The sequence below is a fragment of the Parapedobacter sp. 2B3 genome (assembly GCF_041925275.1).
Taxonomy (GTDB): Bacteria; Bacteroidota; Bacteroidia; order Sphingobacteriales; family Sphingobacteriaceae; genus Parapedobacter; species Parapedobacter pyrenivorans_A.
Map to the genome: position 1 here is coordinate 23,206 of NZ_JBHEUZ010000008.1, position 12,083 is coordinate 35,288.

Below are 12,083 nucleotides of genomic sequence, written 5' to 3' on the forward strand. Positions count from 1 at the left end.
AATTCCGTTGCAATAATCCTAACTTAACATTACCTGTTTGTTAACCAAGGATGAACGAATGTTTAGATTTAAGTTAAAATAATGTTATACATCTTATTTTCAGGTTATTACAAAAGTTAATTTAACTTCACCTATCCATTAATGACTGTACTTCGTCTCCATGGCCCGCACCCGCTCTATCACAATAAAGTTGCATTATCATGGTGCGGATGTGACTGGAATAACTTAGGTTTGCGTTGGGCAGAAAACATTGTTTGATATGACGCAACAAGACCTGTTAAAATCGGTCGCTTCCCTAAGCGGCATCACACACCGATATCCCGGCGGGGAAACGCTCCAGTTTGCAGACCTGAACGTTTCTGCCGGCCAGCATACCTTGATACTCGGTAATTCGGGCAGTGGCAAAACTACGTTGCTGCATATCCTCAGCGGACTGCTCAAGCCGCAAGCCGGTTCGGTGCAGATCGATGGACAGGAACTCTACCAACTCTCCTCGCGGAGACTGGATGCTTACCGTGGACAGCGGATCGGGCTGATTTTCCAGGAAGCGCATTTGGTAAAAAGCCTTACCGTAAGGGAAAACCTGCAGATCGCGCAGGGCTTTGCCGGTACCCGGGTAGACAACAGCCGCATCCGAGAGGTATTGACGCTGCTCGAACTCGACCATAAAGCCCACAGCTACCCGAGCAAATTGAGTAGAGGGCAAATACAACGGGCAGCCATAGCACGGGCTGTCGTCAACCACCCGGCCATCTTGGTAGCCGACGAACCCACCGCCTCGCTCGACGACCGAAATACCGAACGCGTATTGGACCTCTTGTTTGCACAGGCTACCCAACATGGCGCCACATTGATTATTGCCACGCACGATAAACGGGTGAAAACACATTTCGCACATACGTACCAAGTGGGAGGTGCAGCATGAATATCTTACAGATTGCTTGGAAAAACATCCGCCAGAATCCGGCTACGTCGATCTTAGGGATTTTGCTCACCGCATTCGGTACGGGAATCCTTTGTGTGTTGCTTCTCACATCCCACCAAATCGAAGAGCAGCTCGACAGCAATAGCCGGGGCATCGACCTCGTGGTTGGTGCGAAGGGAAGCCCCATACAGCTTATCCTGAGCAGTATTTACCACATGGACAACCCTACGGGAAATATCAGCCTGGCCGAGGCGCAGAAGCTGGCCGCCAATCCGATGGTTAAACTGGCAGTGCCCCTTTCGTTGGGCGACAATTACCGCGGGCACCGGATTGTGGGGACGGATAGTACTTTTCTGCAATTATATGGGTTGGAGTTTGATGGCGGCCGGTTATGGCAAACCGACTTCGAAGCCGTGATCGGCGCGGAAGTAGCCCGTAAGCATGGGCTTAAAATCGGCGACACCATCTACGGTGCGCACGGGCTGAGCAGTGAAGGGCATACGCACGACGAGCACCCATATACCATCACCGGCATTTTAAAGCCCGGCCACCAGGTGGTAGACCGGCTGATCATTTCCAACCTGGCCAGTATATGGCGCATGCATGGCGACCATACGAATGACGAGCCCCATGATCATGCGGCGGAGCAGGGGCACGAACATGACGTGGAAGGTGTGGAAGAACACGAACACCACCACGGCGAGCATCACGATCATGACCACAGCGAAAATCACGAACCTGCTGGCACCGATGGCCATCAATCACCTGCTGCCGAACACCCGGCACTGGTTAAAAGCATGATGGGCGACATCGGCTCTGGCGAGCGCGAAATCACCAGCATGCTCATCCAGTACCGCAATCCGGCAGCTATCGGCATGTTCCCGCGTTTGGTTAACCAACATTCGTCGATGCAGGCTGCATCGCCGGCGCTGGAAAGCGCCCGCTTGTTTTCCCTGCTAGGCATCGGTATTGATTCACTGCAAGTGCTGGCTTACGTGATTATGTTCATGGCGGCGCTCAGCGTCTTCATCAGTCTGTACAACGCTCTCCAAAGCAGGAAATACGATCTCGCCGTGATGCGTACACTCGGCGCATCGCAGGGAAAGCTCTTCGGCATAGTGATTGCAGAAGGAATATTGCTTACTTTTGTCGGAGCGATAGCCGGTATTGTGGTTGGGCATACTGCGCTCTATATCATTGGAGCCAGCACCGACGGCACAACCACATTCGTGGAAGCGTTTGCGCTGCTGCCACAAGAAGCAGGGTTGATTGCTATCGGGGTTGCCATTGGCTTCGTAGCTGCTGCTATTCCGGCGGTGAAGGCATACAGAACATCGATATCACACACGTTAGCAGGAAATTAGACACACAATGAAGAAATTGATCATCATCGCGTTCATGGCCCTCGGCATACAAGCCGCAAATGCGCAGCAAGACGAGCTGTTCGGGCAGGTTCCCGACCATACCCCCATGATGAACGACACGTGGGAAACCATCAATAAACTTATGTACAAGGTAACCCATAAGGATAACCAGACCATATACACTCCCCATTTCCCCGATGAGTTGAAAGCCATCGATAAAAAGGTGGTCACCCTGCCCGGTTACCTCGTTCCGGTAAACGGTGGCCGTGACCATGAAACGTTCATGCTTTCGGTACTTCCCATTATGCAATGCATGTTCTGCGGACAGGGCGACGTCCCGCCGATGGTAGAGATTTTCATGAAAAAAGGCAAAAAGGTCCGGTTCACGGAAGAACCCATCAAAATAAAGGGGACCGTTCGTCTCAACTCAAATACCCAGGAAGGGAATTCCGAAATCCAGATCTTGGATGCGGAGCTGATCTAGCCTCGCGTTGCCCCGGCAACTTTCTGCAGCGCCGCTACCTTATTGCTCACGTGCAACTTACCATAGATATTATCTATATGTTTACGGACGGTACCGAAGCTAATATAGAGGTTATCAGCAATCTGCTGGTAGGTAAGGCCGTTTTTCAATTGCTCTAGAATCTCTAACTCCCGTTTGGTAAGCCCATGGTCGGTGGGCGAGATAGGCACAGCCGAAGGAGCATTACGCACCATATTCAGCACTTTGAAAGCAATGGATGGCGACATGGGCGCTCCGCCGCGCATCACATCCAGTATGGCCTCCCGCAGTCGCTCGGGCTCCGCTTCTTTCAACAGGTAACCGCTCGCCCCGCTCTTTATCGCTTCAAACACTTTGTCATCATCGTCGAAGGTGGTTAATACCAATACTTTTATATGGGGATGGCGGCCCTTCAGCAAAACCGTAGCCCGTATCCCGTCCATTACCGGCATTTCAAGATCCATCAGCACCACGGAAACAGGACTGTTCGGAAAGCAATCCAATAGTTGCTGGCCGTTTACGGCCACCAGTCTGATCACGATATCATCATATGCTTTCAGTTTGCGCAGCACGGCCTGCAGGGCAAACGGATTATCCTCTGCTATAGCAATATTCAATGGTTGCATCATTTGTTTTTTTCAAAGTTAGCATACGCAGAGGCACGCACCTATACGGAAATTTCCGTATCTTGTTTGGTAATAGGCAAGTGGAACCCGACGATCGTCCCCTTTCCGGGTGCAGATTCGATAGTCATACTTCCGTGAACCTCTTCCATTCTCGAGCGCATGCTCATCATGCCGAACCCTTCGTTCACCTCATCAGCTCGGAATCCACGGCCGTTATCTGTCACTGCGATCTTAAGTATCCCGTCGGGGCAGTCCAGTGTGATCTCAATTCGGGAAGCCGAAGCATGCTTCATCGCGTTGTTCACAGCCTCCTGGATGACACGGAATAGTTGGGTAGCGACTGGCGAAGTCAATACGACACCCACCAATCCTGTCGTGACCACCGTAATATCGCTCCTACCGTCAAAATATGCCCGCAGTTTGATGGTAAATTCGTCGGCTTCCACGGACGGTTTGTTTATTAGCCAAACCGTTTTCCGCAATTCACGGATGGTCCCATCGGTCATTTCCCTTACCTGCCTGAAGGCTTCGTCAGACGACAATTCCTGTGCATTCCCATCTACCGTCGATTTGATGAATGTAAGCTGCGAACCAATGTTATCGTGCAGTTCGCGGGAAATGCGCAGCCGATCCTGCTGTAAAGCATTTTGTGCCTCGAAGCGAAGCAACTGCTCCTTCAACAGCGCTTCTTTCTTCAACTGCCTTTCCCGAAGCCGCTTGTTGTGGTGGATGAGCCAGGCACCACATACAGCCGCCAAGAAAAGCAAGGACGCAATCGCCAGGTAGAGGTTACGTTGACGGATACCGAGTTGCTGGATGGTGGCTTGCCGGTTGAGCAATTCGATCTGCTGCTCTTTCTGTTCGGTCTCAAACTTTGTTCGCAGTTCATTTGCTTCTTTCAACCGTTCAACAGTAGCCGCCGAATCCCTGAATACGGCTGCTTCACGCTGGTGGTTGTACGCCGCATGGTAGTCGCCCTGATCTGCCTTGACCAGCGCCAATTCACTTGCCGATTTAGCCAATTGGGCGACATAGCCGATTTCCCTAGCGACTTCGATAGAGGCCCCAAATTGGGCTTCAGCTTCATTGAGCCGCTGTTGTCTATGGTATACGTATCCCATATTATAAAGCAGTTCCGATTCGCGCTGTCTGTCTCCGACCGACCGGTGGATGTCTAACGCCTGCCGGTTGAAATGCTGGGCCCGATCGAACTGCCGCTGCCCCTCGTATAAGGAACCTAGGTTTTGATATACATTGCCATTATTTCTCTCAAACCCGATCTGTCGATTCACTTTTTCCGAACGTAGCAGGTAGGCAATCGCAGAATCCACATTGCCCAACTCCTTATATATGGTACCTATGTTGTTATAACTGGTTGCTATTTCAACGGAATCAGACACGTTGATTGCCTTATCCAGGTGCTTCTTGAAATAGGACAATGCTTTTGCATAGTCTTCGTGCGCGTGTGCCGTAACCCCCATTAAATTATAGACCCTGCCTTCGCCGTTTGCATCGCCCAATTGTTGGAAAAACCGGAGGGCGATTAGGCTTTGCTCAATGGTCTTTTCATAACTCCCCTTCACCCCGAGGGATGTGGCAATATTCAGATAGGCCTTGGCTATCTCCAACGTATCGTTCAATTGCTCATACAGTGCCAGCGATTCAGAATAATAGGCAATCGATTCATCGAACTTGCTATGGAAATAGGAGGCCACTCCCATGATTTTTGCCGCCGTGGCCGCGCCGCGCGTATAGCCAGATTTCTTGGCTATGCGATACACCTTGTCCGCCTCGACGGCGAGCGAATCCGGATAGGCCAACAACTGAAGGCTGTGTGCATTCAGGGAGTCTATCGTTGCTTCCGATACCCGCTGTGCGCGTACGGACGGGGACCAGCTACCGAAAACAACACACAATAAGGCAAAGTATCTTAATTGAGTGAATGCCATAGGTTGATTATTTTTCTCGTTGTGATCAAAAATACGGAATTGTTCGTATTTCCCGGTACCCCGGCCCGCTATACTTTTGATCGTACGAATTTAATATAAAAAAAATGAAAACTGTATTGACAATTGCGATCTGTTTGCTCACAACGGGCTGGACAATCGCACAGCCTATCACCGCCAAAGAGGCACAGAAACTATTCGGGCCGAAGGGCACCCACCGGGCACCGTTCAAAAAAAACAATGAGGTGGGTTTGGCGAGTGTAAACCTGCGATTTAAAACCGCTACGCGAGCGTATACCGAGAAACGTAACGCCGGCTCGGCCGTTACATGGGCATTCCTCGAAGGAGTGGACTCAATACTCTTCCAAGAGATTGCTGATGAGTACTACAACAGGCTGGCCAACAAACTGCACGAAAACGGATGGAACACGTCCGACGGCTACAAGCGTTCGAAACACTACCAAAGCCTCGTTGAACGTTCTGCAGACCGCAGCCGGATAACCGATAGCAAAGACTGGGGCGTAGCTCAAGTTTTCACGGCACATGACCAACCCTATATCGAATACCCGCTGATGGCTACGGCCGCCCATGCAAAAATGGGCAACGAACAGGACATGCCCGTAGGAACACTTCTTATTACCATTGACTTTGCCGACATCGTGCAAAAAGTATCCGCCCATTACCCATTTGCCCTACCACATGAAATCCGCACCAAAGAGACATCGGCCAAGACGACGCTGGTACCCATGATTCGCATCGAAGGGGTAACCAGTAGCAAAGTATTCGGCGGCGACGGCACATACGCCAAATTCGTGGGTGGTAACTGGAGTTTCTGCAATGCCGTACTGGGCAGCTCGCCTATCTATTCGCTGCAGGCGTTTGCCACCGAAGTGGAAAGCTCGAAAGAATTCCCCGAGAGCATGAAGAAAATCAAAAGTGAGGTGGTGTCCGATCTGGTCAGTATCTTCTCGCGTGGCACCGCCAACTCCGGCAGGGCCGGGGCCGAATTCATGTTTGCGGTGCAAATCGACCGTGAAAAATACCGTAAGGCAGCATTGGACGCGTTGGATCGTTTCAACGAATACCTGATTGCTTACATCAAAGCAAACAACTAACACTAAATAATTAAGCGAAATACCAGTACAAAACAAGGATGAATAAACAAATTTAGACAGATGAAACCTGCATAAATTGCCATAAACAAAAGGATGTGAATAATTTATGCAAGCTTCATTGCCATAAAAAACAAATTATACAAATGAAAAACAGCATACTCCTTCTCATTGCCTGCGCATCCGTTATCGCATGCAAAAAGAACAGCATCGAACCGAATAACGAACCGGATGCCGAAGTGGCCATTACCTCTATTCAGCCCGACTATGGCCGCGCTTTTGACGAAATCGTAGTCACGGGAACGGGATTCAGCACAATCACCACCGAAAATACCGTTGCACTAAATGGTATCAGTGCCGAAGTTGTTTCGGCCACCGTCAGCCAACTGGTCATAAAAGCGCCTGGGAATGCATCCCATGGCAACATAGAGGTAAAGGTTAAAAGCAAATCGGCCATCTCGGCCGACAAGTTCTACTACACACCGGAAATTGATGGACTGGATTCGGAATCCGGAAAAATCGGAGATGCCGTCGCCGTGACCGGCAAGCATTTCATTGCCGACCCATCAACAATGGAAGTTACATTTAACGGGACAGCCGCTACCATCTCAGTGGCTACGGCAACCACCCTGACGGTAACCGTGCCGGAAGGGGCTTCCACAGGAAGCATAACGGTGGCCCTGAAAGGCCGTGAACCCGTAACTGGCCCTATTTTCACCATCGTTGGCGAAGAAGAAACCACGGACTTATTTACAGTCGTTTCCGGCAACATCACCCCCACAAAAATCCTGGGGAGCGGAGAGGTATTTATCGTAGACGACATACGAAACACCCTCTACGCCCTTTCCGCGGACCAAAAGCAACTCCTTAAAGTGGATCTGGCATCCCTTTCGCAAACCGTGCTACTCGACGGCGTTTCGCCATTTCTGCTGGGCAATTCGGCAGCGCCGTTCTATCCCAGTAGCATGGCCTTGTCCGATGACGGCCGTTCGCTGTATCTGTTGTGTACCACCAACAACAACGTTGCTACACAAACCAATGTCTTCAAGGTAGGCACAACCAACGGGGAGGTAACGCCGATTGGCAACAGAAAAATAGGGCTGGCGGGACTGGGCGGTCTTACTGGGGGTGGAGCAAGACTACCTCTTTTTGTCGATAACGAGGAAAACATATATACCCGGCACAACGAGGGTGGCATTACTAATTTTCAAGCTTTGGCAAAATTCAACAGTGACCTGTCTTCCTTTATACATGTCATAGATAATAAATTCAGTGGATCTAACAGCTTGATCCGCATCAATGAAACGACTTTCAGGGCGCTTTACGATTATGCCTTTACCGGAAGCCAGTATGTCGACATCACCGAAGGAGTAGCGGGAACGCCGCAACGGCAACCCGTGGCCATTGTTGCCAACTACCTACTGGCGCGGGCCGGCATGGAAAAATTCGCCATGCTCAAATCCCCGATGGCAAACAGCTACAATTTGTTTGAAGTAAATGCCGATTGGTCGGCCAATACGCAAAAAGGCCAGGTAACGATCGCGAAGCAAGCGACCGTCAATGGTCGCACCTTCGACTACTTCATCGACCTGATGTGCGCGGATAGTGACGGCAATCTATATGTACGGGTAAACGTCAACATCGCCGGCAACAGCGGTATCGGCGAATATTCCGGAATCTATAAACTGAAGGTTGACTGACGTATCTACAACTTTTCCCTGGCTAAAGCCAGGGAAAAGTTTTTCGACCCACCGGTATTTCCTATCGGTTAATCAAAGCCGTCTCCCAACAGGCCATCAAAGCCGCTGTCTCTGTACGCAGGCGCGCGCGGCCAAAAGTAATGGGCTTAAAACCAGCATGAGCGGCCGCATCGATTTCCCCCGGGCTGAAATCGCCTTCGGGCCCGATGAGTATCAAGGCTTCCCCTCCCCGCTGCATCGCTTCCGTAAGGTGCCGCTTTTCCCCTTCGGCGCAGTGGGCGATAAAACACTGACCCGACAGGTCGTCACCACTGACAAAATCCGCAAACCGGGTAGCCGGGTTGATTTTCGGCAGGTAGGCACCCTGCGATTGTTTCATGGCAGCCACGACCACCTTGTATAAGCGCTCCAATTTGACTTCCTTCCGCTCCGAGTGGTCACAGATAATCGGCGTGATTTCGTCCACGCCCACTTCGGTGGCTTTTTCAAGGAACCATTCCAGCCGGTCGATACTCTTCGTGGGCGCAACGGCGATATGCAGGTAATTCGGCCGCCTTCCATCACCCTGGCTAACAGTCGTAATTTCGAGCACCGTACGCTTGGGATGCGCATCGCTAATCACGGCCGTATAGCGCCCACCCTTGCCATCAACCAATTGGAGTGGCTGGCCGGTAGATAGGCGAAGTACACGAACGGCGTGCTTGCTTTCCTCCTCGCTCAGGATAAAAGCCTTGTGCTGCGGTTGTATGTCTGGCGTATAGAAAAGGTGCAAATCGCTGAACGTTACTCTTCATCCTCATCGTCCAAGACGGCAATCAGCTCCAGCTTCACAAACTCGATATTCTGTTGCGTCTTTTTCATGATGATGAAATTATATCCATGAAATTCGGTATGCTCCCCTACATCGGGTATCTTATCGAACAAGTCGCTCACCAAGCCCGAAATGGTATCATAATCGCTACTCTCGGGCAGCTCCTTGGGCAAAAACTCATTCACGTCGTGCACATTGGCACTGGCCTCCACCATGTATTCCGTATCGGAAATTTTCTCCACAATGGGAGTTTCCTCATCGTATTCGTCTTGGATCTCCCCCACCAGCTCTTCTACGATGTCTTCCAGCGTCACCATTCCTGCTGTACCTCCAAACTCGTCCAGCACGATGGCGATCTGTAGGCGTCGCTGCTGAAATTCAGCCATCAGATCGTTGATTTTCTTGGTTTCTGGAATGAAATACGGCTTACGTATGATATTTCGAAGCACCAGCTCCTTGCCGTTGGCTAAGATGGGCAAAATATCTTTGGTATGCACAATCCCGATAATCTGGTCGATATTGTCGTCGTAAATCGGAATACGTGAATACCCCTCATGGGTGATGCGCTCAATGACCTCCTTGCCCGAGCAATTCATCTCGATGGCCGAAATCTTGGTACGCGGCACCATGATGTTTTTCACGATACGCTCATTGAAGTCAAACACGTTCTTGATCAATTCGTGTTCAACGGTATCCAGGGCGCCACTCTCGCGTCCTTGGTCGAGTAGATATTGCAGCTCTTCCGACGAATGGTGCGCCTCTCCCACGTTTACCTGAAACCCCATCAGCCGGAGCAACATATTGGCAAAACCGTTCAACACCCAGATAATGGGCCGGAATAACAAGTAGAAAAAACGCAGGGGCAATGCGATACCCAGGGTTGTACCTACGGGACGCTGGATGGCGATGGACTTGGGTGCCAGCTCGCCGAATACGATGTGCAGTACGGTGATGATACTAAATGCCAGCACATGCCCCAGGTTTTTGGCCACCGAACCCGTGAGCTCCACATTGAACCAACCGAAAACCGTTCCGACGATATCCGTCATCACGGCTTCGCCGATCCAGCCCAATGCCAAGGAAGATATCGTGATACCCAATTGGGTTGCAGCCAAATAACCGTCTAGATGGGTAGTAATATGCTTGGCTACCTGGGCAACCTGGCTACCGGTTTTAATCTTGATCTCAATCTGGGAGGCCCTGACCTTGACAATCGCAAACTCGGCGGCCACAAAAAAGCCGTTGGCAAAAACCAGAAAAAATGTCCAAAAAATTTCCCAGCCCATTAAGTCATCGTTAGGTTAGCAAACTCCTTTTGGTACAAATCTATACCATCCTGGATTACTTGGTAGGCATACGATCGACCAAAAAGACGCTCTATCGTTACGTTTTTCCGCTCCAAGGCCTTGTAATCCTGGAAAAAACGAACAATCTCTTTCATTGTGTGCGGTGGCAGCTCGGATAGGTCGTTGATATAGTTGACAGACATATCGTTTTTAGCTACAGCGATGATTTTATCGTCTTGCTCCCCGTTATCGATCATGTGCATCACGCCGATTACTTTGGCTTCGATGATACTCATGGGATATACATCGACCGAGCAGAGCACCAGGATATCCAAGGGGTCTTTATCGTCGCAGTAGGTTTTAGGGATAAAACCGTAATTGGCCGGATACATCACCGACGAAAACAATACACGGTCCAATTTGATCAGCCCGCTTTCCTTATCTATTTCATATTTCGCCTTTGATCCTTTCGGAATTTCGATGATGGCATTGACCGACGACGGCAGGTCATCGCCGGGGGATACTTCATGCCATGGGTGCGATATGCTCATGCTGGATTGCAATTAGTGTTATTATTTCTCTGTTTCAATGTTCTTCTTATTGTGTTGCCGTTTCCTCCTGATCAACGCAATTAATATAGGTGTAAATGAAATCGCAATGAACCCCACAATAATATACTCGATATAGTGGATGATTTGCGGAAACTCACGCCCCAAAAAAAAACCCGACAGCGTTAGGAGCAATACCCAAATCGCACACCCGGAGATATTATACCACACAAATCTACGGAAATTAAGTTGCACAATCCCCGCCAATATCGGAGCAAATGTACGGATTATCGGCACGAAACGGCCGATAATCAACGCCGCACCGCCATACTTGTGGTAAAACTCTTCGGCCATTACCACATATCGTCGCTTGAAAAGCCAGGTATCCTTCCGCTTAAATAGCATCGGCCCTGTTCGCCAACCAAACCAATAACCCGTGAAATTGCCCAGCACGCCTGCTCCGAAGAGCCCCAAACACAACGTCGTTATATCCACATTCAACATACCCGACGCACAAAACAAACCGGCCAGAAACAGGAGATAATCTCCAGGAAGGAAAAAACCGAAAAAAAGGCCGGTCTCTGCAAAAACGACGAATATAACAAGATAGAAGCCTCCGGACCTTAGCAATGCTTCCGCATCCAGCAATTGTAAAAAAGAATCCCAGAACTCTTGCATATCTATCAGTTACAAACTTACACAAATTGCCTATATCGCCAAAACACTTTATGGTCCCAGCAAACGCCTTTGGATGTTGTAGAACAACCGGTAGAACCCATTGGTCTATGGAGCCTTAGCCTTGGGTTATCGACAGGATCGCTTGCTTGATCGCTTCGGCGCTCTCCGCAAACGCTTCCTGGCTCAGTTTAAGTTTAGGCCGGTTGAAATCAATATCGCCCACGTGGTTGATGGGGATCAAATGGATATGCGCATGGGCCACCTCAAGACCCACCACCGCCACGCCTATCCGTTCGCAGGGGTAAACGCGCTTAATACCTTGGGCCACGATCTTGGCAAAAACCCAGAGCCCCATGTATTCGTCGTCGCCGATATCAAACAGGTAATCGGTCTCCCGTTTGGGGATAACCAGCACGTGCCCTTTGGCTAGGGGGTTGATATCTAAAAAAGCGAGGTAATCATTGCTTTCAGCTACTTTGAACGCAGGTATTTCGCCGTCGATGATTTTTGAGAATATGGTGGGCATGTATAACCAATGAAATGAAATGAAACAAATCGATATGACAAATATAAAAAAAGCGGCCG

At 50.0% G+C, this 12,083-nt stretch carries 12 protein-coding genes; 5 read left to right on the plus strand and 7 right to left on the minus strand.

What is annotated here, in order from left to right; translation table 11 throughout:
* Positions 1–259: 259 nt before the first annotated feature.
* From ACEVG1_RS10445 to ACEVG1_RS10455, 3 genes are read left to right on the plus strand one after another with little or no spacing between them, the layout of a single operon-like run.
* On the plus strand, positions 260–925 hold the full coding sequence (locus tag ACEVG1_RS10445; RefSeq protein ID WP_374743607.1) for an ABC transporter ATP-binding protein: 666 nt from the start codon (positions 260–262) through the stop codon (positions 923–925).
* A complete protein-coding gene (locus ACEVG1_RS10450; RefSeq protein ID WP_374743608.1) occupies positions 922–2,289 on the plus strand; it encodes an ABC transporter permease in 1,368 nt (455 codons plus the stop codon). Before ACEVG1_RS10445 ends, ACEVG1_RS10450 begins: the two co-directional genes overlap by 4 nt.
* Positions 2,290–2,296: 7 nt before the next feature.
* Positions 2,297–2,773, plus strand: coding sequence for a hypothetical protein (locus ACEVG1_RS10455; RefSeq protein ID WP_374743609.1), 477 nt, complete (start codon positions 2,297–2,299; stop codon positions 2,771–2,773).
* On the opposite strand, the gene ACEVG1_RS10460 is transcribed toward ACEVG1_RS10455, so the two are convergent.
* Together ACEVG1_RS10460 and ACEVG1_RS10465 are read right to left on the minus strand one after the other, a co-directional pair.
* Positions 2,770–3,420 (minus strand): response regulator, encoded by a 651-nt coding sequence (locus ACEVG1_RS10460; RefSeq protein ID WP_374743610.1) that lies wholly within the window; start codon positions 3,418–3,420, stop codon positions 2,770–2,772. The genes ACEVG1_RS10455 and ACEVG1_RS10460 overlap by 4 nt on opposite strands.
* A 38-nt stretch (positions 3,421–3,458) precedes the next feature.
* The gene (locus tag ACEVG1_RS10465; RefSeq protein WP_374743611.1) at positions 3,459–5,366 is read right to left on the minus strand and encodes a tetratricopeptide repeat protein; all 1,908 of its coding nucleotides are present in this window, start codon (positions 5,364–5,366) and stop codon (positions 3,459–3,461) included.
* Positions 5,367–5,470: 104 nt separating this feature from the next.
* On the opposite strand from ACEVG1_RS10465, the gene ACEVG1_RS10470 reads away from it, so the two are divergent.
* Together ACEVG1_RS10470 and ACEVG1_RS10475 are read left to right on the plus strand one after the other, a co-directional pair.
* Entirely contained in the window at positions 5,471–6,478 is a 1,008-nt protein-coding gene (locus ACEVG1_RS10470; RefSeq protein ID WP_374743612.1) for a hypothetical protein, read from the plus strand.
* 143 nt (positions 6,479–6,621) lie between these two features.
* Complete coding sequence (locus ACEVG1_RS10475; protein ID WP_374743613.1) at positions 6,622–8,175, plus strand: IPT/TIG domain-containing protein; 1,554 nt, start codon at positions 6,622–6,624, stop codon at positions 8,173–8,175.
* Positions 8,176–8,236: 61 nt separating this feature from the next.
* On the opposite strand, the gene ACEVG1_RS10480 is transcribed toward ACEVG1_RS10475, so the two are convergent.
* The 5 genes from ACEVG1_RS10480 to ACEVG1_RS10500 all read right to left on the minus strand — a co-directional run bounded on the left by ACEVG1_RS10480 (position 8,237) and on the right by ACEVG1_RS10500 (position 12,024).
* Complete coding sequence (locus ACEVG1_RS10480) at positions 8,237–8,947, minus strand: 16S rRNA (uracil(1498)-N(3))-methyltransferase (RefSeq protein ID WP_374743614.1); 711 nt, start codon at positions 8,945–8,947, stop codon at positions 8,237–8,239.
* A gap of 11 nt (positions 8,948–8,958) precedes the next feature.
* Complete coding sequence (locus ACEVG1_RS10485; protein WP_374743615.1) at positions 8,959–10,272, minus strand: hemolysin family protein; 1,314 nt, start codon at positions 10,270–10,272, stop codon at positions 8,959–8,961.
* A complete protein-coding gene (locus ACEVG1_RS10490) occupies positions 10,272–10,823 on the minus strand; it encodes an inorganic diphosphatase (protein WP_374743616.1) in 552 nt (183 codons plus the stop codon). Before ACEVG1_RS10490 ends, ACEVG1_RS10485 begins: the two co-directional genes overlap by 1 nt.
* A 21-nt stretch (positions 10,824–10,844) precedes the next feature.
* Positions 10,845–11,498: a DedA family protein gene (locus ACEVG1_RS10495; RefSeq protein WP_374743617.1), complete on the minus strand. Its 654-nt coding sequence runs from the start codon at positions 11,496–11,498 to the stop codon at positions 10,845–10,847.
* A gap of 115 nt (positions 11,499–11,613) precedes the next feature.
* Positions 11,614–12,024 carry an HIT family protein gene (locus ACEVG1_RS10500; protein WP_374743618.1) on the minus strand — a complete coding sequence of 137 codons (411 nt, stop codon included), beginning with the start codon at positions 12,022–12,024 and terminating at the stop codon, positions 11,614–11,616.
* Positions 12,025–12,083 lie beyond the last annotated feature (59 nt).

Bases quoted from the DNA above. Each gene is read 5' to 3' on its own strand.
- ACEVG1_RS10470 (WP_374743612.1), top strand. From the start codon at position 5,471: ATGAAAACTGTATTGACAATTGCGATCTGTTTGCTCACAACGGGCTGG.
- ACEVG1_RS10460 (WP_374743610.1), bottom strand. From the start codon at position 3,420: ATGATGCAACCATTGAATATTGCTATAGCAGAGGATAATCCGTTTGCC.
- ACEVG1_RS10500 (WP_374743618.1), bottom strand. From the start codon at position 12,024: ATGCCCACCATATTCTCAAAAATCATCGACGGCGAAATACCTGCGTTC.
- ACEVG1_RS10455 (WP_374743609.1), top strand. From the start codon at position 2,297: ATGAAGAAATTGATCATCATCGCGTTCATGGCCCTCGGCATACAAGCC.
- ACEVG1_RS10475 (WP_374743613.1), top strand. From the start codon at position 6,622: ATGAAAAACAGCATACTCCTTCTCATTGCCTGCGCATCCGTTATCGCA.
- ACEVG1_RS10465 (WP_374743611.1), bottom strand. From the start codon at position 5,366: ATGGCATTCACTCAATTAAGATACTTTGCCTTATTGTGTGTTGTTTTC.
- ACEVG1_RS10445 (WP_374743607.1), top strand. From the start codon at position 260: ATGACGCAACAAGACCTGTTAAAATCGGTCGCTTCCCTAAGCGGCATC.
- ACEVG1_RS10490 (WP_374743616.1), bottom strand. From the start codon at position 10,823: ATGAGCATATCGCACCCATGGCATGAAGTATCCCCCGGCGATGACCTG.
- ACEVG1_RS10495 (WP_374743617.1), bottom strand. From the start codon at position 11,498: ATGCAAGAGTTCTGGGATTCTTTTTTACAATTGCTGGATGCGGAAGCA.
- ACEVG1_RS10485 (WP_374743615.1), bottom strand. From the start codon at position 10,272: ATGGGCTGGGAAATTTTTTGGACATTTTTTCTGGTTTTTGCCAACGGC.
- ACEVG1_RS10450 (WP_374743608.1), top strand. From the start codon at position 922: ATGAATATCTTACAGATTGCTTGGAAAAACATCCGCCAGAATCCGGCT.